Raw genomic sequence first — 19,476 nt, forward strand, 5'->3', positions numbered from 1 at the left:
CATCTTCACCAGCCTTACCAGCAAGGAGCGATCACCGATGGCATCCACTTCCACCCCCACCACGGCCGACCGGATCGCACTGCTGGAGGGCCGTCTCACGGCGCTGCGCGCCGAGCGCGACCAGGCCCAGGCCGAGACCCGCGCCGAGGCCGTCGGCGACGTCGTCGACCGCGCCACCAACGTCGAGGCGAGCATCCGGCTCTCCATCCTCGAGGAGCGGATCGCCGCCCTCGAGCTCGACCTGGCGAGCGCCGCCGAGGAGGAGCACGTCGAGGGTGTCGTCTCGGTGGGCGACACCGTCGTGGTCGACCTCGGCGACGGCCCGGAGACCTTCGTCATCGGCTCGGTCGAGCAGGCCGTCGCCGGCGTCGAGACCATCACCCCGACCAGCCCGTTGGGTCAGGCCATCCTCGGCTCCGAGGTCGGAGCGACCGTCACCTACGCGCCGCGCAAGGGCGTCACGCTCCAGGCGAAGGTCGTCTCCAACAGCTGACGGCGCCTCAGAAGGTGTGCTCGGGGCCGGGGAAGGTCCCGGCCTTGACGTCGGCGTCGTAGTCGCGCGCCGCCTGGAGCAGCACCGCGTGCACGTCGGCGTACTGCTTGACGAAGCGCGCCATCTTCCCCTGCCGCAGGCCGAACGCGTCCTGCCACACCAGCACCTGGCCGTCGCAGTCGGGTCCGGCGCCGATGCCGATGGTCGGGATGGCAAGACGCCGCGTGATCTCGCCGGCGGTGTCACCGGGGACCATCTCCATCACCACGGCGAACGCCCCGGCCTCCTGCACGGCGAGGGCGTCCTCGATGACGCGGGCGCCGCTCTCGCCGCGCCCCTGGACCCGGTACCCGCCGAGCGCGTGCTCGGACTGCGGGGTGAACCCGATGTGCGCCATCACCGGGATCCCGCCCTGGGTGAGCTTGGCGATCTGCGGCGCCATCTCGACACCACCCTCGAGCTTCACGCAGTGGGCGCCGCCCTCCTTCATGAACCGGGCGGCGGTCAGGTAGGCCTGCTCGGGCGAGGCCTGGTAGCTGCCGAACGGCAGGTCGCCGACGACGAGGGCGCGGCGCACCGAGCGCGAGACCGCTCGGGTGAGGGGCAGCAGCTCCTCGACGGTGATCGGCAGCGAGGTCTCGTTGCCGAGCACGTTGTTGCTCGCACTGTCGCCGACCAGGAGCACCTCGATCCCGGCCTCGTCGAAGGTGGCCGCGGCGTACTGCTCATAGGCGGTGAGCATGGAGAACTTCTCGCCGCGCTCCTTCATCTCCCGCAGGTGCTGGGTGCGGACCCGCTTGAGCGGCGGTGTGGCCGACGTCGCGGCCGCGGGCGGCGCCGCCGGGCCGGTGCCGTAGGGCGCGGTCTCTTCGGGCGTTGAGGACGTGCTCATGACGGATCTCCGATCACTCGCCTCGCGGCTCCTCGGCTGGAGTCCACGGACGGACCCAGGCTAGAGGCCACCCGACGACGCCGGCATCGGACCGCTGGTGTGGCGGTGGTCACGTGGGGCTGGGTGGGCGGATCCGCCGGCGGCGGGATTTCCCCGGTCGACCGGGGATCCATGAACTGGGCGGCCGATATCTTGCCCGACAAGTTCATACTTCCCCGGTCGACCGGGGAAATCCCGGCCAGGCCTACTCGCCGCCACCGGCCGCGTTGAACATCCAGCTGATGCCGAACCGGTCGGTGACCTGACCGAAGTGATCGCCCCAGGGTGCCTTCTCGAAGGGCATGTTGACCGTCCCGCCGTCGGCGCCGATGGCGTCGTACCAGCCGCGGAGCGTGTCGAGCTCGTCGCCGCTGACGCTCTGGGTGCCGTTGGTGAACTCGCCGGTCATGTGGCTGGGGACGTCGGCGGCCATGATCACGAACGTGTCGTTGACCAGCAGCTGGGAGTGCATCACGTTGCCCTGCTCCTCCTCGGGCATCCCCATGCCGCCGAACTCGGCGAAGGTGTTGAGCTCAAGGGTGCCGCCGAAGACGGACTGGTAGAAGTTCATCGCGTCGGCAGCCTGGCCGCGCAGCTGGAGGTAGGGGTTGAGGCGAGTCGACATGAGGTTCTCCTTCGGATCAGGTTGGGTGGACGACGGGTTCGACCGGGCGTCGGACTCAGATTCATCGCGGCGCTCCCATCTTCTTCGTCGGTTCAACTCACGCCAACCCCCGGAGCCCCCTGCCGCGTTGGAGGGGTGAAAGGGGACAACGTGGACGACCAAGGTTTCACCGATTGGGCCGCAGGGGCCGAGCGCGCGCTCCTGCGCTCGGCGTACCTCATCACCGGCGACCTGCATCGCGCGGAGGATCTCGTGCAGGAGGCACTGGTGAAGGTGGCGCTGCGGTGGGGCAGGCTGGCCGCGGGCAACCCGACCGCCTATGCCCGCACGATCATCGCGCGCGACAACGTGAGCTGGTGGCGGCGGTTGCGCCGGGAGACCTCGGTGGAGGACCCGGCATCCGACCGGTCGAGCACCAGCACCGACCCCGAGGCCGCCCTCGTCGTCCGCCGGGCGCTCGACCGGCTCACCCCGGCGCAACGCCGGGTGCTCGTGCTGCGCCACTTCGACGACCTCTCCGAGCGAGAGACCGCCGAGGCACTCGGCGTGAGCGTCGGCACCGTCAAGAGCCAGAACGCCGCGGCCCTGGCCCGCCTGCGCACCGGCGCACCCGAACTGCTCGACCTGATCGGAGAGACCCGATGAACACGCTCCACGACGCTCTCGAGCGCGCTACCGACGCCATCGAGGCTCCCCGCCTCGCGCCCGCCGCGCTCCTGTCCGCCCGACGTCGTCGCGCCCGGCGTCGTGGTGCGGCCGCCGGCGTGGTCGCCGCCGTAGCGGTAGGGGCGATCGTCACCGCGACCGTGGTAAACGCGGGCTCGGGCACGCCGGGCCCGGCGGTGCCGAGCCTGCCGACGTCGTCTCAGGAGAGTACGACGGAGATCGAGCCCGACCCCGAGCCGGCCACAGCGCCACCGATCGACCCGGCCGTCGTCCAGGACCTGTGGGATCCGGCGACGGTCGCCGACCTGCCCTGGGCCGAGGGGACGTCGTTCCCGCGCTCGCTGGACCCGAGGGATGTGGCAGCGACACAGTCTGATGACACGCCCGTGCTTGCGGCCGTCGACGACGGCGAGGCGATCTCGCTATGGCATGCCTCCGGCGCGCGGACCGAGATCGACTACCCAGAACCGGCGTTCAACGAGCATTCGGCGCCGGCACTGAGTCCCGACGGCTCCGTGGTCGCCTTCGCCGGACGGTCCGCGCTGTGGACGTCCACTGACGGCGGCGAGTGGGCGCGCCGGGCCTACCCCGACGGCTTCCAGGTCGCACCGGACTGGGGTGTGGAGCTGGACCTCGACGCCGACGGCGGCCTGCTGGTGGGGCAGTTCGTGCGCGACTGGCGATCCTGGTACCTGCCCTCCGGCGGCGACGGCGCGACGAGCCGCCTCGAGGGCGCGCCCTACGACCTCGCCGCGGCACCCGACGGCGCCCTGCTCGGCTTCCTCGGTGGACCGCCCCGACAGGTCGTCGAGTTCCGCGGCGGTGAGCAGACCTCCGCGGTGTACAGCGACGAACTCCAGAGCCTCAACCGGCCGGCGGCCACGGACGACGTCTTGGCCGCGGTCCGCGGTGTCGGCAACTGGACCCCGCCTCGCGAGGGCGCCGAGGAGAACGGGCTGATCGCCGTCGAACGCGACACGCTGGCCACGCGGGCCTACCTCCCGATCCGCGACCCCCACGACAGCTACACCGATGGCGGCACCATGGCAGCGCTCGCCTGGCTCGACGACGAGACGGTGCTCGCCTCGGTGATCCTCGGCGGCACACCGGGCACCCAATACCTGTTCACCTGGAACGTCGCTACCGGTCAACTCAGCCGGGTCAGTGAACTGCCGGCGGCGCTCCTGCTCGCCGTGGCATCCGCCCCCGGGGAGTAGATCCCTAGGTTCCCTAGACTCCGGGCGTGGACTTCTACTCCGCCTACGCCCAGGGATTCGCACGGGTGGCCGCCTGCACGCTGCCGGTCGCGATCGCCGATCCGGCCACCAACGCGGCCCGCACCATCGAGCAGGCCCGCCTGTGCCACGACGACGGCGTCGCGATCGCGCTGTTCCCCGAGCTCGGCCTCACGGGGTACGCCGTCGACGACCTATTCCTGCAGGACACCCTTCTCAACGCGACCGTCGCGGCGGTCGAGGAGATCGTCGCCGCCAGTGAGGGTCTGCTGCCCGTGATCGTGGTCGGCGCTCCGCTGCGCCACGGCAGCCGGGTCTACAACTGCGCCCTGGTGATCAAGGATGGCGAGCTCCTCGGTGTCGCGCCCAAGACCCACCTGCCCAATTACCGCGAGTTCTACGAACGCCGCTGGTTCGCCAGCGGCGACGAGCCCGCCGACGACGTGATCGCCGTCGGCGCGCTGGAGGCGCCGTTCGGCACCGGTCTCGTCTTCGCGGCCACCGACCTGCCCGGTCTCACCTTCCACGTCGAGATCTGCGAGGACATGTGGGTGCCGGTGCCACCGAGCGCGACGGCGGCGCTGGCGGGGGCACAGGTGCTGCTCAACCTGTCGGGGAGCCCGATCACCATCGCCCGCGCCGAGGACCGGCGGCTGCTGGCCAAGAGCGCCAGTGCCCGCTGCCAGGCCGCCTACGTCTACGCAGCCGCCGGGCAGGGCGAGTCGACCACCGACCTGTCCTGGGACGGCCAGACGATGATCTACGAGTGCGGAGACCTGCTGGCCGAAGGTGACCGGTTCGGCGAGGAGGCCGAGCGCACCGTCGCCGACGTCGACCTCGACCGGATCCGGCAGGAGCGGATGCGCCAGGGCACCTTCGACGACAACCGCCGCGCCCAGGCGCCGGCGGCGACGTGGGTGGAGTTCCGGCTCGATCCGCCCGCCGGCGACATCGGCTTCCGGCGCGCGCAGCGTCGCTACCCGTTCGTGCCCGACGACCCGGCCCGGCTGGCCCAGGACTGCTACGAGGCCTACAACATCCAGGTCTCCGGTCTCGAGCAGCGGCTGCGCGCGATCTCCACCGACACCTGGCAGCCCAAGATCGTCATCGGCGTGAGCGGGGGCCTGGACTCCACCCACGCGCTGATCGTCGCGGCCAAGGCGATGGACCGTCTCGGCCGACCGCGGACCGACATCCTCGCCCACACGATGCCCGGCTTCGCCACCGGCGAGACGACCAAGGGACTCGCGACCCGCCTCGCCGAGAGCCTGGGGGTCAGCTTCGAGACCCTCGACATCACCGCCGCCGCCCGGCAGATGCTCGACGACCTCGACCACCCCTACTCCGAGGGCGAGGAGGTCTACGACATCACCTTCGAGAACGTCCAGGCCGGCCTGCGCACCGACTACCTCTTCCGGCTGGCCAACCACCGCGGCGGCATCGTGCTCGGCACCGGCGACCTCTCCGAGCTGGCGCTGGGCTGGTGCACCTACGGCGTCGGCGACCAGATGTCGCACTACAACGTGAACGGCGGCGTCCCCAAGACCCTCATCCAGCACCTGATCAACTGGGTCATCGACTCCAGCCAGTTCGGACCCGAGACCGACGAGGTGCTCCAGGAGATCCTCGACCAGGAGATCACCCCCGAGCTCATCCCGAACCGCGACGGCGCGGAGCCCCAGCGCACCGAGGACTCCGTCGGCCCCTACGCCTTGCAGGACTTCACGCTCTACCACGTGCTGCGCCGCGGCTACCGGCCCAGCAAGATCGCCTTCCTGGCCTGGCACGCCTGGCGCGACGTCGCCGCGGGGGAGTGGCCGCCCAACTTCCCCGACGACCGCCGCGGCGAGTACGACCTGGCGACCATTCGCCGCTGGCTCGAGGTGTTCTGCCGGCGCTTCTTCGCCAACCAGTTCAAGCGCTCCGCGCTGCCCAACGGCCCGAAGGTCACACCCGGCGGCACCATGTCACCCCGCGGCGACTGGCGGATGCCGTCGGACGCCGCCCCGACCGCGTGGCTGGCGGAGTTGGAGAACGTCCCGGCGGAGTGATCGGCCGTCCGCGGTTCGAACAGTCCGCTCGTTTCGGCACGAACAGCCACCTCGAACCAGGACACTCGGGCTGCCACCCCCACCCTCACCATTAGGAGGACCCATGGCCCGCCGTGCCCTGGCCCCGATTCTGCTCCTCGCCGCCGCCACCATGCTCACGAGCGCGCCCGCGCATGCCGAGTCGTGGACCCACCGTGATGCCACAGGCGACGTCTCGATCCTGTCCTACTTCGAGGGGACGTCGAGGCCCGCGCCGCGCAACACCGACGCCGACGTCCGCCGGGTGGCGATCAACCACTCCGAACGCGCCGTTCGCCTCGTCGCCCGCGTCGGCTCGATGCCGCGGTCGCGGAACATGACGGCGACCGTCGGCCTCAAGTCCGGAGTCGACGACCTGACGGCCCAGATGGTGGTGAACCGCGAGGCCGGACGGACCACAGTGGAGTACTACAACGTCCACGGCGGCCAGTGCCGTCGCGCCTCTGCACGCTTCGTCCCGAACCAGCGCAAGGTCGTGGTCTCGGTGCCCCGCCACTGCCTGGGCGACCCGGCCTGGGTCCGCGCGTGGTTCGTGTACACCACCTACGTGGGCAGCGAGGTCACAGCCACCGAGGGTGCGGTCGACGACGGCCTGCGCAACCAGCGCTACCGCGAGCCGGGCCACGAGGGCTGGAGCCCCCGCATCCAGGTCGGCTAGGCACGTTGCGAGCGCCGACGGCTGTCGGGAACCGTCGTCGCCACCGTTCCCGGGATCGGTCGGGAGGTTTCGTCGGCGCCGGTCGGGCTCGTTCCTCGCCCTCCCGGCTTGCTCAACCTCCGGAGGCTTGCGTGGTTTCGTCTCGCCCGTCGCGGCTTCGTTCCTCGGCCGCGGGGCCCGCTGAACCTCCGCCCGCGACGGAGCTGCTCCTTCGTCGCAGCTCCTGCGGCCGGAGGTTGAGCAAGCGAGCGCCAGCGAGCGCCGACGAAACCCCGGCAACCGTGGCTGCCAGCGTTGGCGGGGTCGGTTGCGAGGTTTCGTCGGCGCCGATCGGGCTCGGTCCTCGCCCTCCCGGCTTGCTCAACCTCCGAGCGCGGCGACTCATGGCCGGTGTCGCCCGCTTGCTCAACCTCCGGGGCTGGGCGGGGGAGGTCGCCACTAGGCTCCAGCCATGGGCAAGCAGGAAGACTTCGTTCTCCGCGCTCTCGAGGAGCGCGACGTGCGGTTCGTGCGGTTGTGGTTCACCGACGTGCTGGGGTTCTTGAAGTCGGTGGCGGTCGCGCCGGCCGAGCTCGAGGGCGCGTTCGAGGAGGGCATCGGGTTCGACGGCTCGGCGATCGAGGGATTCGCGCGGGTCTACGAGGCCGACATGCTGCTGCTGCCCGATCCCTCGACGTTCCAGATCCTGCCCTGGCGCGGGATGGAGGACGGCCCGGCCACGGCGCGGATGTTCTGCGACGTGGTGATGCCCGACGGCAGCCCGTCGTACTCCGACCCGCGCTATGTCCTCAAGCGGACCCTGGCGCGTGCTGCGGAACGCGGATTCACCTTCTACACCCACCCCGAGATCGAGTTCTACCTCTTCAAGGACACCCCGCAGCCGGGCGTCGACCCGATTCCCGTCGACCGCAGCGGGTTCTTCGACCACACCGCACAGTCCTACGGCTCGGACTTCCGGCGTGAGGCGATCACGATGCTTGAGGCGATGGGCATCTCGGTCGAGTTCAGCCACCACGAGGGCGGGCCGGGGCAGCAGGAGATCGACCTGCGCTACGCCGACGCGCTCTCGACGGCCGACAACATCCTCACCTTCCGGACCGTCATCCGGGAGGTGGCGCTGAGCCAGGGCATCTGGGCCAGCTTCATGCCCAAGCCGTTCACCACCCACCCGGGCTCGGGGATGCACACGCACGTGTCGTTGTTCGAGGGCGACCAGAACGCCTTCTACGAGGCCGGCGCCGAGTACCAGCTCAGCGAGACCGGACGCCGCTTCATCGCCGGCATCCTCAAGCACGCCGCCGAGATCAGCGTGGTCACCAACCAGTGGGTCAACTCCTACAAGCGGATGATGTTCGGCGGCGAGGCGCCGTCGTATGTCTGCTGGGGGCACAACAACCGCTCGGCGATGGTCCGCGTGCCGATGTACAAGCCCCTCAAGGGCGCCTCCACCCGCATCGAGGTGCGCACCCTCGACCCGGCCTGCAACCCGTACCTGGCGTTCGCGGCGATCCTGGCCGCCGGGATGAAGGGGATCGACGAGGGCTACGAGCTGCCCCGTGAGGCCGAGGACGACGTGTGGGCGCTGTCCGAGCGCGAGCGCAAGAGCCTCGGCATCGACCCGCTGCCGAAGAACCTCAACGAGGCGATCATGGTCGCCGAGGACAGCGAGCTGCTGGCCGAGACGCTGGGGGAGAACGTCTTCGACTTCTTCCTGCGCAACAAGCGGGCCGAGTGGGACGAGTACCGCGGCCAGGTCTCGGTCTTCGAGCGCGACCAGATGCTGCCGGTCATCTGAGGCGGCCATGACGACGCCGAACCCGACTCCGCTCGTGCTGGTCGTCCAGCACGAGGACGACTGCCCACCCGCGCTGGTGGGCCGCTGGCTGGCCGAGGACGGCGTCGAGCTCGACGTCCGCCGGCCCTACGCCGGGGAGCCGCTGCCAGCCGACCTCGCCGACCACGACGGCCTGCTCGTGCTCGGCGGGCCGATGGGCGCCTACGACGACGCCGAGCACCCGTGGCTGGGGCCCACCAAGGGCCTGCTGCGCGCGGCCGTCGCGGACGACGTCCCGGCGCTCGGCATCTGCCTGGGCCACCAGCTGCTCGCGGCGGCCCTCGACGCGCCGGTCATCGTCAATCCCGCCGGGCGGCAGCAGGAGCTGATGCGGGTCGGCTGGACCGACGACGCCCACGACGACGACCTGCTCGGCCCCATCGCGGCGGCCGGCAGCCCGCGTTGCCTGCAGTGGAACGTCGACATCGTCTCCGCCCTGCCCGACGACGCCGTGCTGCTGGCTCGCGCGGCGACCGGCGAGATCCAGGCCGCCCGGTTCGCCCCCCGCGCGTGGGGGATCCAGGGCCATCCCGAGGTCGACAGCACGGTGGTCGGACTGTGGGCGGCCTCCGACTCGCTCGGCAACACCCGGGCGGCCGCGCTGACCGAGGAGGTCGGCGCCGCGGCCGACGAGCTCGAGGAGGCGTGGCGGCCACTCGCGACGTCGTTCGCTTGCGTGCTGCGCGCGCCGGTCGACACCGGGGCCTGATCGTGCCGCGGTCCGCGACGACCAAGGGGGCCCTGCTGCGGCTGGGCTTCCTCGACACCGACCGCTCACTCGTCGAGATCGAGCGGCTCGGCGCCGCGGCTGAGCCGCTGGCTCCGCTGCTCGGGGCCACCGCCGACCCCGACCAGGCGCTGGCGGGCCTGGTGGCGCTGCTCGACGCCGCCGCGGCCGCGGAGCCGGGCGAGGACGAGCGACTCCTGGCCGCCCTGGTCGACGACGACGCCACGGCCACCCGGCTGCTCGGCGTGCTCGGCGCCAGCGAGGCGCTCGCCTCGCACCTGATACGGCATCCGCGGCACTGGCGCGAGCTGGCCGACGACACGCTCGCCACGACCAGACCGGCCGCCTACGCCGTCCGCGCGGGACTGCTCGCGGCCGTCGGAGCCGACCTCACCGCACCGGCACCGACGGCCACGCTGCCGGACGCCGAGGCCGTCGACGCCCTGCGCGTGGAGTACCGCCGGGTGCTGCTCCGTCTCGCCGCCCGCGACCTGACGCACGACGTCGGCCTCGACGACGCCGCCGCCGAGCTGTCCGACCTGGCGGCCGGCACCCTCGACGCCGCGCTGGCGATCGCCCGGCAACGGGTGGGCGAGGAGGCCGCGTGCGTGCGGTTGGCGGTCATCGCCATGGGCAAGTGCGGCGGTCACGAGCTCAACTACGTCTCCGACGTCGACGTGCTGTTCGTGCACGAGCCGGTCGGCGACGACACCCCCGAGTCGGTGACGGTGCGGACTGCCAGTCGTCTGGCCAGCCACCTCATCCGGGTCTGCTCCGAGCACACCGGCGAGGGGACGATCTGGCCGGTCGATGCCGCCCTGCGCCCCGAGGGCAAGGCCGGGCCGCTCACCCGCACCCTGGCCAGCCATCGCGGCTACTACGAGCGCTGGGCGAAGCCGTGGGAGTTCCAGGCGCTGTTGAAGGCGCGGCCGGTCGCCGGCGACCTGGAGCTCGGGCACGAGTTCGTCGACCTGGTGGAGCCGATGGTGTGGAGTGTCGCCCACCGCGACGGGTTCGTGGGGGAGGTGCAGGCCATGCGCCGCCGCGTGCTCGACCACCTCCCGGCCAAGGAGGCCGAGCGGCAGCTGAAGCTCGGCTCGGGCGGCCTGCGCGACGTCGAGTTCGCCGTCCAGCTGCTCCAGCTGGTGCACGGCTGGGCCGACGACCAGATCCGCGCCCCCACCACCCTGAGCGCGCTGGCCCAGCTCACCGAGCACGGCTACGTCGGCCGCGAGGACGGCGAGGCGCTCCATGACGCCTACGCCTTCCTGCGCACCCTGGAGCACCGCATCCAGCTCGAGCACCTGCGCCGCACCCACGTCGTCCCGGACGATCCGGCGGAGCTGCGCCGCCTCGGCCGCAGTCTGGGCTACCTCAAGAAGCCCGAGGCGACGCTCACCGCCCAGTGGGAGCACCACCGCCGCGAGGTGCGCCGGCTGCACGAGAAGCTGTTCTACCGCCCCCTGCTCACCGCCGTGGCCCGAGTTCACAGCGGTGAGGTGCGACTGTCCTCCGAGGCCGCCGGAGACCGCCTCGCGGCCCTGGGGTACGCCGACCCGCAGGCCGCGCTGCGCAACCTGGAGGCGCTCACCAGCGGCGTGTCCCGTACCGCGACGCTCCAGCGCGCCCTCCTGCCGGCGATGCTCAGCTGGTTCGCCGAGGGGCCCGACCCCGACGCCGGCCTGTTCGGGTTCCGCAGGCTCAGCGACACCCTGGGGCGCACTCCTTGGTACCTGCGGACCCTGCGCGACGAGGGCGAGGTGGCCGAGCGGCTGGCGCATGTGCTCTCGACCTCCCGCTACGTCACCGGCCTCCTGGAGCGCGAGCCCCAAGGCGTCCGGATGCTCGGCGACGACCTGACCCCCCTCAGCGTCGAGGCGATGCGTGAGGAGATGCGCTCGACGTCCGGGCGGCAGGACGACCTCGACAAGTCTGTCCGCGCCGCCCGCGCCGTCCGGCGGCGTGAGCTGCTGCGGGTAGCGGCCGGCGACGTCCTCGGCCTCACCGACGTCGCCGACGTCGGCGCCGCGCTCTCGCGGATCACCGACGCCACCCTCGAGACCACCCTGGACGTCGCCGCACACGCGATCTGCCGTCAGCGCGGGCTGGCGGAGCCGCCCACCGAGATCGCGATCGTGGCGATGGGCCGCTACGGCGGCTTCGAGCTGTCCTACGGCAGCGACGCCGACGTGCTGTTCGTGCACCGGCCGGTCGAGGGCGCCGACCCGCATCGCGCCGCGCAGTACGCCACCGCGGTCGCCAACGAGGTCCGCAACCAGCTCGCCCTGCCCGGAGCCGACCCGGCCCTCACCGTCGACGCCGACCTGCGCCCCGAGGGCAAGCAGGGCCCGTTGGTGCGCACCCTCGACTCCTATGCGGCCTACTACGCCAAGTGGTCGAAGGTGTGGGAGGCCCAGGCTCTGTTGCGCGCCGACGCGGCCGTGGGCGACCCCGAGCTGCGGCAGGCGTTCGAGGCACTGATCGACCCGTTGCGCTACCCCGAGGCCGGCCTGAGCGAGGACGACGTCATCGAGATCCGGCGGATCAAGGCCCGCGTCGACAAGGAGCGGATGCCGCGCGGCGCGGATCCACAGCTGCACCTGAAGTTCGGGCGCGGGGGACTGGCCGACATCGAGTGGACCATCCAGCTGCTCCAGATGCGCTTCGCCGGCCAGGTGCCGTCGCTGCGGACGCCGCGCACCCTCGCCGCGCTCGAGGCGGCCAGCGCCGAGGGCCTGATGTCGCCGGAGGACGCCGCGATCCTGGCCGAGGCCTGGCGTGCGGTGAGCCGGATGCGCAATGCGGTCACCCTCGCGCGGGGGAAGGCCGCCGATCAGCTGCCCCGCGACACGCGCGAGCGTGCCGCGGTGGCCTCGATCCTCGGGTATCCGAGCGACGGCACCGACGAGATGGTCAACGACTATCTGCGCCTCACCCGGCGTGCCCACGGGGTGGTCGACCGGATCTTCTGGTGAGGCGGAGCGTCTCCCGCGAAACAATTTTCGTTTCAATCACGTGTGGATGCCCCGACTCGGCCCCAGGTGTGCCATGATCGTCCCCGCGCGGACCGCGGCCGATCCCCCCAGAGGCCGCGGTCCGCGCTCTTTCCCGATGCTGGTTTGTGGGTTCCTTGAGCCTCCCGTGCACGGGCGTTGATCCGGACCTGATGTGGATCGCGCACCCTGGGAGGACGACCACCGAGGGACGCCGCCATGACCGTTTTCGATCCGCGCACGCTGCATCAGCTCGCCGACGATGATCGGGCCCGGCCGTTCCTCCTCGGTCTCGCCGAGACCTTCCAGCGGATGCTGGGGGAGCGGGTGTCGCGCCTGGTCGACGCCGTGCGCGGTGCCGACGTCGAGGAGGCCATGGATGCCGTGCTCAGCCTGAAGGTGTCCTCGACGATGATCGGCGCCCACGAGCTGGCCCGGACCGCGACCCTCATCGAGGGCTACCTACGCTCCGACGACCTCCCAGGGGCGTCCTCGCTGCTGCTCGTGCTCGCCGAGGTCGCCCGCCGCACCGACGCCGCCATCGCCGGCTATCTGACGCACGCCGCCGATGCGCTGGGCGGTGCCGGGCGGGTTCAGGTGTCGAGCGGCTCCATGCGATAGCCGACCCCACGCACGGTCTTGATGAACGTGGCCGGTCCTCCCGCGCCTCCGGTCAGCTTGCGGCGCAGGTTCCCCACATGTACCTCGACCAGATGCGTGTCGGTGGCCCACGCGGTGTCCCACACCGAGCGGAGCAGCGCCTCGCGCGACCACACCCGATGTGGGCTGCGCATCAGGTGGGTGAGCAGGTCGAACTCGGTGCGGGTGAGCGCGAGCTCGTCGGCACCGCGGAAGGCCTGGCGCCCCTCGACGTCGAGCCGCAACACGCCGTAGTGCAGGACCTCGTGGGCGGGGTGCGCCACCGCGACCGAGGCGCCGGCCGACCGCGCTGCGAGGGTGCCCGGCGGTCCGGAGTGCCCATGTCCGCGGCGCGGTCGCCGGAACATCGCGTTGACCCTCGCCTGGAGTTCGCGCAGGCTGAACGGCTTGGTCAGGAAGTCGTCGGCGCCGGTCTCCAGGCCGAGCAGTCGGTCGACCTCCTCGCCGCGCGCGGTGACGATGACGAGGTAGGCGTCGGTGATCCGACGGATCCGGCGGCAGGCCTCGATCCCGTCGATGCCGGGAAGGCCGAGGTCGAGGGTGACCAGATCGGGGTCGAAGGTGTGCACGAGGTCCACGCCCTCGAGTCCGGTCCCGGCCGTGCGCACCTCGAAGCCCTGGCTCCCCAGTGCGTAGGCGATAACCCCCCGGATGTCCTCGTCGTCCTCGATGACGACGGCGCGGCGCTCAGCCACTCCTTCGCGATCGGTGCGCACGCCTCCCGACGGCGCGCCCAGCAGGTCCCCCACGAGGGTGAGTCTGCCACCTTGATCGGCGATGTATGCCAACACCTTTCGGCGAAGTTCTCACGACCGGGAGGCGGGTGGCTCGGTGAGCACGCGGAGCGCCAGGTCGGTCGTGGCCGGCACGCCGAGGTGGCCGACGACGCGCGTCACGACGTCGGGGTCCAGCGGAAGCAGCCCAGGTGTGCCGGGCAGGTCGGGGGTCAGGCCGAGATCGACGTCGTCGCGGCCGGTCATCAGGTCGATGTTGAAGTCGAAGCGCTCGCGCGCGCCGGGGGCCGTGAGCCGCGCGAGCACGCGGGCTCCCACCCGCGCAGCGCCCGCCTCCTCGGCGAGGGAGTCCACTGCGGCGACGAGGTTGGCGCCGGCGCAATGGTCGATGTCGGCCCACACCGCGCGCATCGAGCCCATGCCGGTCAAGAGGAGCGCGGCGGTCTTCGGCCCGATGCCGGGGATCCCCGGCAGGTTGTCGCTGGCATCACCGCGCACGGCGGCGTACTCCAGGTAGTGCTCGGCCGCGACGCCGTACATCGTGCGCAGCCGCACCGGGTCGAGCAGCGGCGATCCGTGGATGCCGCCGTCGATGAGGCGCAGCACCCACGTCCCCGGACCGATGTGGGCGAAGGAGTCCCGGTCGGAGGTGACGATCAGGCACTGCCAGCCGGCCCGCTGGGTCCACGCTGCCGCCGAGGCGCTCACGTCGTCGGCTTCGAGCCCCGGCGGGGTCACGGTGCGCAGGCCGAGTGCGTCGAGCATCGAGGCGGCCCGGTCGAGCTGCTCGACCAGCAGCGGGTGCTTCTCGGCCCGGCCGGCCTTGTAGTCGGGGTAGCCGTCGGCGCGCGTCGACGTCGTGCGGTCGTCGAAGCCGAACACCACCAGGTCGGGAGCGAAGCGGTCGATCGTCTCCAGGATCTGGCGCAGCATCCCGTGCAGCGCCCACGCCGGCCGGCCGCCGCGGTCGCGGAGCCCCGTGTCACGGCGGGCGTGGTGGTTGCGGTGCAGGAGCGACGGGCCGTCGACCACCACGAGCAGCGGGGCATCGGGGGACGGGCTCGACATGACGGCGGTGAGCCTACGACGTGAGTCCGGGACGGGTCAGCGACGGATGGTGAACCGCCAGGTCCGCGTGGTCCGGTTGCCGGCGGCGTCGGCGGCCACCAGGCGCACGACGTGGCGGCCCGGTGCCAGGGCGCGCTTCGGCGTCCACGCCACCTTGCCGCCGGCCTTCACCGTGGCGGGGGCCTTGAGCCCGTCGACCCGCAGCACGACGTCGATCGACCGTGCTGCGGTGAAACGGTCGCGCACGGTGGCCCGGATCGTCGGCGTCCGATCGCGCACGGTTCCGGTCGGCTTGGTGCCGGTGATCCTGGGCGCAGTCCGGTCGACGGTCCAGGTGCGCAGTGCGGGAGAGGCGTCCCGGTTGCCGGCGGCGTCGAGCGCCCGCACGCGCAGGGTGTGCTTGCCCTCGCCCAGGCCGGCGAAGACCGCCCTCGCGCCGCAGGAGCGCCAGCCCGCCTGGTCCAGCCGGCACTCGAAGCCGCCACCCGACTCGGTGCTGGCCAGCCGGAACACAGCGCGCTTGGCACGCACCGTGCCGCTGGGTCCGGAGGTGATCGAGGTGTCCGGCGCCACGACGTCGCGCACCACGACCTTCACCGACGAGGTGACGTTCTCGGTGCCGCTGGCGACCGTCACGACGGCGGTGTAGGTGCCGGCCGTGGTGTAGGTGTGGGTGGGGTTGGGGCCGGTGTTGGTCGTGCCGTCGCCAAAGTTCCAGGTGTAGGTGAGGCCGTCGGTGGTGGGCCCGAGGTCGACGCAGCCGATGCGGAGGCTGGGGGTGTCGGGGTCGTGGATGACGATGGAGACGGCCTTGGCTCCGGCGCGTTGGGGTTGGCTGACCGCGACTGGTCCGCTGGCGCCGGTTGTTGTGGAGGTGAAGGGGAGCCAGATCTCGTTGCTGGCGCCGAAGGGTTTCGTGGTGTCGAAGCGGAAGTGTGCTCCGGCGTTGCCGTCGGTGCAGGCCTGTTCATGGACGTGGACGTCGTGCCGGGCCTCGGGCTTGAGTCCGGTGACGTCGAGGCTGGCGTGGGTCTGGCCGCGGGTTCGGACGAGTTCGGCGGTGCCGGTCAGGTCGGGGTAGGTGGTGAGCCCGGCGGCAAAGGGGTGGAAGGTGCCGGTGGTGGTGACCTGAGCGTCGAAGTCCACTGTGAGCGGCGCCGCACCGCTCGTGGGTGTCGCGCTCGCCTCGACCTCGGGGAGCGCGCCCTCACCGGTGACCGTGACGTCGATGCTGTCGGTGGCCTGCCGGCCGCCGGTGTCGGTGACGGTCAGGGTCGCGGTGTAGACCCCCGGGTCGGTGTAGTTGAAGGCCGGGTTCTGAGCGGTCGAGGTGTCGCCGTCGCCGGGCAGCCCGAAGTCCCAGGCATAGGTGGCGTCGTCGAGCGGCTGGCCCCCGGCATCGAGCGCGTACCCGCTGAACTGGACGGCGAGCGGCGCGACTCCAGACGTCATGTCGGCCGCGGCGCTGGCCTGTGGTCCCGCAGTCCCGCCGCTGACCGTGATCGGCAGCGTCTCCACCGCCTCCCCGCCCCGCCCGTCGGAGACGGTGAGCGTCGCGGTGTAGGTGCCGGGCGCGGTGTAGGTGAACTGGGGGTTCTCCTCACCCGACTGGTCGGAAGTGCCCGGGTCGGTGCCGAAGTCCCACAGATAGGTGAGCGGGTCGCCGTCGGCATCGCCACCATGGGCCATGAACGAGACCAGGAGCGGTGCGGCGCCGCTCTGCGGGGAGGCCATCGGGGCCGCGGTGGGCGGCTGGTTCTCGCCCTCGGAGCCGGCCGGCCGGACGATGATCGAGCCCGACATCAACGGCTGGTGGTTGTTGCAGATGTAGTGGTAGGTGCCCGGGGTGTCGAAGGTGTAGCTGATCGCCGGGTCGCCCGGGTCGCCGCCGTTGGTCAGCGGCGGCATCCAGGGCGCGAGGGTGTCCTGGCTGAGGAGGTCGTGGTATTGGGTGGCGTCGTCGAAGTGCCACAGGACGGTGTCGCCCTCGGTGATCGTGAGCGGGTGGTCGAGGTTGTTCTGGTTCGTCTCGCGAACCCACCAGGCCTGCGTCGGGAGGTCGGCGGCGTCGATGTTCCAGGTCCTCGGCTCGGCTGCAGTCGGGGCAGCGGCAGCGGCCGGTGCGGCGGCCGTCGCGGCTGTCGGAGTGACGACGAGAGCGGCACCGGTCACCGCGAGGGCGACCAGCGCTGCGAGCCTGGAGGACAGCGACATCAGAGCGTCGACCTTTCGCGCGGCAGCAGGAGGAACTGAGTTCAGATGTGTGACCCGCCTCACTCTAGGCGCCCTCGCTCCTTCCGGCCACCGCCGGGTGCCGTTCGTGAGACGCGATCCTCGGAGGTCGAACAGGCGGGGCGTGAGAAGGAGCCCGACCCGCGCCGATGAAGTTGCGTAGGCCTTGCGCCGGAGGTTGAGCAAGCGTGCGGATGGGGAACGAGCCCGACCCGAGCGGACGAACCGACGCTCGTCCCGACAGGATGGGTCCAGTGTCCGACAACGGCCTGATCACCGTCGAGTGGTCCACCCCGCTCGCGCTCGATGCCCCGGACGTCGCTGCCCGGCTCTCGATGCTCGACGACGCCGAGCGCGACCGGGTGGCGCGGTTCGCCCGGCAGGAGGATCGGGCCAGGTTCGTCACCGGGCGCATGCTGCTGCGCACCCGCGCGGCAGCCGTGCTCGGGCTCGATCCCGCCGACGTCCGAGTCGAGCTGCGGTGCCCGCGCTGCGGCGGCCCGCACGGGAAGCCGCAGGTCGCGGGGCTCGAGGCCTCGGTGTCCCACGCGGCCGATCGGGTCGTCCTCGCCTGGCGCCGGTCAGGGCCGGTGGGTGTCGACGTCGAGCGGCGGCAGACCTGGCCCGCCGAGATCGACGCCGGCGATGTGCTGGCGCCCGGGGAGGACGCCGAGGACCTGCTGGCCACCTGGGTGCGCAAGGAGGCTGTCCTGAAGCTCCGCGGTACCGGCTTGATGGAGCCGATGACCGGCGTCCGGCTCGACGATCCGGCCCACCACCTGACGGCGGTGGACCTGGGGGAGGACTATGTCGCGGTCGTCGCCGCGGCCGATCCCGCCCCGATCGTGACCAGGCCGGCCGAGATCGCGAAGAACAGCACGGGCCGGGACTGACTGCTGCCAGAGCGGTTTGCGCCGGATCGCGCCCGGGCACCCCACAACTGAAGGCACAGAACTGACGGGAGGTCCCTCGCGATGAGCGTGATCGACATCAAGATGAGCGCGATTTACAAGGCCGCTCACGAGGAGTGTCCGGCCAAGGCGCATGCCTTCGCTGCCGAGGCCGGCCTGCTGTCGAGCAGCATCGACGGCCTGGTGACGGAGCTGAACCTGGCGGGCAACCATCCGATCGGCGGGGATCTCGCCGACGTGGCGGTCGAGCTCTTCATCCATATGAGATCGATGGTGAAGACGTTCAACGACACAGCGGTCGGACTCGACAGGATCGCCGACGACTTCGTCAAGACCGACCAGCAGGCCAAGGCCTGGCTGGACAAGCATCGCTCCTACGTCGGCGACCCCGACACCGCAGACCTCCCGACCGCACCGAAAGTCTGAGCAGGGCCATGGCAGGAATCATCGACCAGCTCCAGCCGCTGTACACCGAGATCTGCGAACTCCTCGGCGAGCTCTGTGGGAACGAGCGATACCTCGACGTGCTCGAGGCGTACTTCCCGACGAGCCTGACGGTCGAGGGAGGCAAGTTCCCCGAGCAGCCGGAGGGAACCCGGATGTTCAACGAGGAGTTCCACTTCCCCGGGAAGTACGGATTCGTCATGAACCACGCCTTCTGGGGGGTCGACCTCGCCTCCGCGAACGAGCACTCCGAGACCCCGGACGAGACGGGGAAGCGGATCGCGCGGGAAGCCGAGGCGGCCTGGAAGCTGGGCAAGGAGGCCTATACCGGGTACGGCAGCCCCGGCACCTTGAAGCTCTGGGGCCAGAACATCTGGGAGCCCGACCCCAGCACGATGTCCACCGACGTGGACAACCTCGCCGGTTTCGCGCGGTGGCTGCAGAGCCAGCTCACCTCCGATGCCGGCTGGGTCGGCCCCGACGACGCGTCGGCACCGGCCTGGCTCTCAGACCTGAAGAAGTACTGGCCGGCGACCTCCCGGTCGTCGGAGTCGTTCTTCGGCTTCTGGACCGACGTGAACGACAAGTGCGCGCTCTATCTCGACGCTGCGCAACGACTCACCGCGACCGCCGCCCAGAGCACGGCCACCGTGAACGACTTCCAGAAGAACCTGCTCGAGGTGACAACCGCGGCCAGGGACCACGCCAGGCTGGCGCTGCAGCAGTGGCAACGGTTCCGTGGACCCTCCGGAGCATGGCCGACGGGCAAGTTCAACGACCAGAGCGGCGCCAAGACCATCCTGGGCGGTGTCAGCTATGGCACGGGCGTCATCGCGCTGATCCCGCCGGTGTCGGCGGTGGCCGGGACCGTCAGCGTCATCACCGGCGGACTGTCCTATGTGCTCGCCGACAAGGTGGAGATCATGGCGCTGACCTCGGCTGCCGAGGCCTATGACATCTGGAGCGGCTACTCCACCGACATCTCCAAGATGACCCAGAACATGCGCACGGCGCTGGACGCGATCCACACGCGGCCGGTGCCCAACTCGCAACTCGCGAGTGGATCGGTGGGCTTCGAGCAACTCGCCAAGGACGTCAAGGCGAGCCGGGCGGATTGGACCCCACCGTCGGTCACCTTGTGACCAAGTCGGTTCGACGCCGGGACGTGGAGGTCA

17 protein-coding genes are annotated in these 19,476 nt (G+C 71.3%); 12 read left to right on the top strand and 5 right to left on the bottom strand.

The features are described from left to right. Window positions 1-37: 37 nt before the first annotated feature. Complete coding sequence (locus tag WMR31_RS07170; RefSeq protein ID WP_340538099.1) at window positions 38-493, top strand: GreA/GreB family elongation factor; 456 nt, start codon at window positions 38-40, stop codon at window positions 491-493. 7 nt (window positions 494-500) lie between these two features. Here the strand turns inward: WMR31_RS07170 and panB are convergent, their stop codons facing one another. Together panB and WMR31_RS07180 are read right to left on the bottom strand one after the other, a co-directional pair. After that, a complete protein-coding gene (panB, locus tag WMR31_RS07175) occupies window positions 501-1,385 on the bottom strand; it encodes a 3-methyl-2-oxobutanoate hydroxymethyltransferase (RefSeq protein ID WP_340538100.1) in 885 nt (294 codons plus the stop codon). A 244-nt stretch (window positions 1,386-1,629) separates the two neighbouring features. Beyond that, window positions 1,630-2,049: a VOC family protein gene (locus WMR31_RS07180; protein WP_340538101.1), complete on the bottom strand. Its 420-nt coding sequence runs from the start codon at window positions 2,047-2,049 to the stop codon at window positions 1,630-1,632. Window positions 2,050-2,199: 150 nt separating this feature from the next. Between WMR31_RS07180 and WMR31_RS07185 the strand changes: the two genes are divergently transcribed. The 8 genes from WMR31_RS07185 (at window position 2,200) to WMR31_RS07220 (ending at window position 12,873) form a co-directional block, all read left to right on the top strand. After that, a complete protein-coding gene (locus WMR31_RS07185) occupies window positions 2,200-2,694 on the top strand; it encodes a SigE family RNA polymerase sigma factor (protein ID WP_340538102.1) in 495 nt (164 codons plus the stop codon). Then, the gene (locus WMR31_RS07190; RefSeq protein WP_340538103.1) at window positions 2,691-3,932 is read left to right on the top strand and encodes a TolB-like translocation protein; all 1,242 of its coding nucleotides are present in this window, start codon (window positions 2,691-2,693) and stop codon (window positions 3,930-3,932) included. Before WMR31_RS07185 ends, WMR31_RS07190 begins: the two co-directional genes overlap by 4 nt. Window positions 3,933-3,958: 26 nt before the next feature. After that, window positions 3,959-6,001 carry an NAD(+) synthase gene (locus WMR31_RS07195; RefSeq protein WP_340538104.1) on the top strand — a complete coding sequence of 681 codons (2,043 nt, stop codon included), beginning with the start codon at window positions 3,959-3,961 and terminating at the stop codon, window positions 5,999-6,001. 103 nt (window positions 6,002-6,104) lie between these two features. Then, the gene (locus WMR31_RS07200) at window positions 6,105-6,698 is read left to right on the top strand and encodes a hypothetical protein (RefSeq protein WP_340538105.1); all 594 of its coding nucleotides are present in this window, start codon (window positions 6,105-6,107) and stop codon (window positions 6,696-6,698) included. Window positions 6,699-7,149: 451 nt separating this feature from the next. Then, window positions 7,150-8,493, top strand: a complete 1,344-nt coding sequence (gene glnA, locus WMR31_RS07205) for a type I glutamate--ammonia ligase (RefSeq protein ID WP_340538106.1) — start codon at window positions 7,150-7,152, stop codon at window positions 8,491-8,493. A 7-nt stretch (window positions 8,494-8,500) separates the two neighbouring features. Next, window positions 8,501-9,241, top strand: coding sequence for a type 1 glutamine amidotransferase (locus tag WMR31_RS07210; protein ID WP_340538107.1), 741 nt, complete (start codon window positions 8,501-8,503; stop codon window positions 9,239-9,241). Window positions 9,242-9,243: 2 nt separating this feature from the next. Then, window positions 9,244-12,234, top strand: a complete 2,991-nt coding sequence (locus WMR31_RS07215) for a bifunctional [glutamine synthetase] adenylyltransferase/[glutamine synthetase]-adenylyl-L-tyrosine phosphorylase (protein WP_340538108.1) — start codon at window positions 9,244-9,246, stop codon at window positions 12,232-12,234. A 237-nt stretch (window positions 12,235-12,471) separates the two neighbouring features. Then, the gene (locus WMR31_RS07220; RefSeq protein WP_340538109.1) at window positions 12,472-12,873 is read left to right on the top strand and encodes an Hpt domain-containing protein; all 402 of its coding nucleotides are present in this window, start codon (window positions 12,472-12,474) and stop codon (window positions 12,871-12,873) included. Here the strand turns inward: WMR31_RS07220 and WMR31_RS07225 are convergent. From WMR31_RS07225 to WMR31_RS07235, 3 genes are read right to left on the bottom strand one after another with little or no spacing between them, the layout of a single operon-like run. After that, the gene (locus WMR31_RS07225; protein ID WP_340538110.1) at window positions 12,846-13,661 is read right to left on the bottom strand and encodes a response regulator transcription factor; all 816 of its coding nucleotides are present in this window, start codon (window positions 13,659-13,661) and stop codon (window positions 12,846-12,848) included. The two genes, WMR31_RS07220 and WMR31_RS07225, sit on opposite strands and share 28 nt — an antisense overlap. 57 nt (window positions 13,662-13,718) lie before the next feature. Beyond that, window positions 13,719-14,714, bottom strand: coding sequence for a 5'-3' exonuclease (locus tag WMR31_RS07230; RefSeq protein WP_340538111.1), 996 nt, complete (start codon window positions 14,712-14,714; stop codon window positions 13,719-13,721). 36 nt (window positions 14,715-14,750) lie between these two features. Next, window positions 14,751-16,928 carry a PKD domain-containing protein gene (locus WMR31_RS07235; RefSeq protein WP_340538112.1) on the bottom strand — a complete coding sequence of 726 codons (2,178 nt, stop codon included), beginning with the start codon at window positions 16,926-16,928 and terminating at the stop codon, window positions 14,751-14,753. A gap of 272 nt (window positions 16,929-17,200) precedes the next feature. Between WMR31_RS07235 and WMR31_RS07240 the strand changes: the two genes are divergently transcribed. From WMR31_RS07240 to WMR31_RS07250, 3 genes are all read left to right on the top strand, one after another. Beyond that, window positions 17,201-17,839 (top strand): 4'-phosphopantetheinyl transferase family protein, encoded by a 639-nt coding sequence (locus WMR31_RS07240; protein ID WP_340538113.1) that lies wholly within the window; start codon window positions 17,201-17,203, stop codon window positions 17,837-17,839. 81 nt (window positions 17,840-17,920) lie between these two features. Continuing rightward, window positions 17,921-18,283, top strand: a complete 363-nt coding sequence (locus WMR31_RS07245) for a hypothetical protein (RefSeq protein ID WP_340538114.1) — start codon at window positions 17,921-17,923, stop codon at window positions 18,281-18,283. 8 nt (window positions 18,284-18,291) lie between these two features. Continuing rightward, window positions 18,292-19,443 carry a hypothetical protein gene (locus WMR31_RS07250; RefSeq protein WP_340538115.1) on the top strand — a complete coding sequence of 384 codons (1,152 nt, stop codon included), beginning with the start codon at window positions 18,292-18,294 and terminating at the stop codon, window positions 19,441-19,443. The last annotated feature ends 33 nt before the right edge of the window (window positions 19,444-19,476 follow it).

Origin of the sequence: Nocardioides epinepheli (assembly GCF_037936805.1) — a bacterium.
Classification (GTDB): Bacteria; Actinomycetota; Actinomycetes; order Propionibacteriales; family Nocardioidaceae; genus Nocardioides.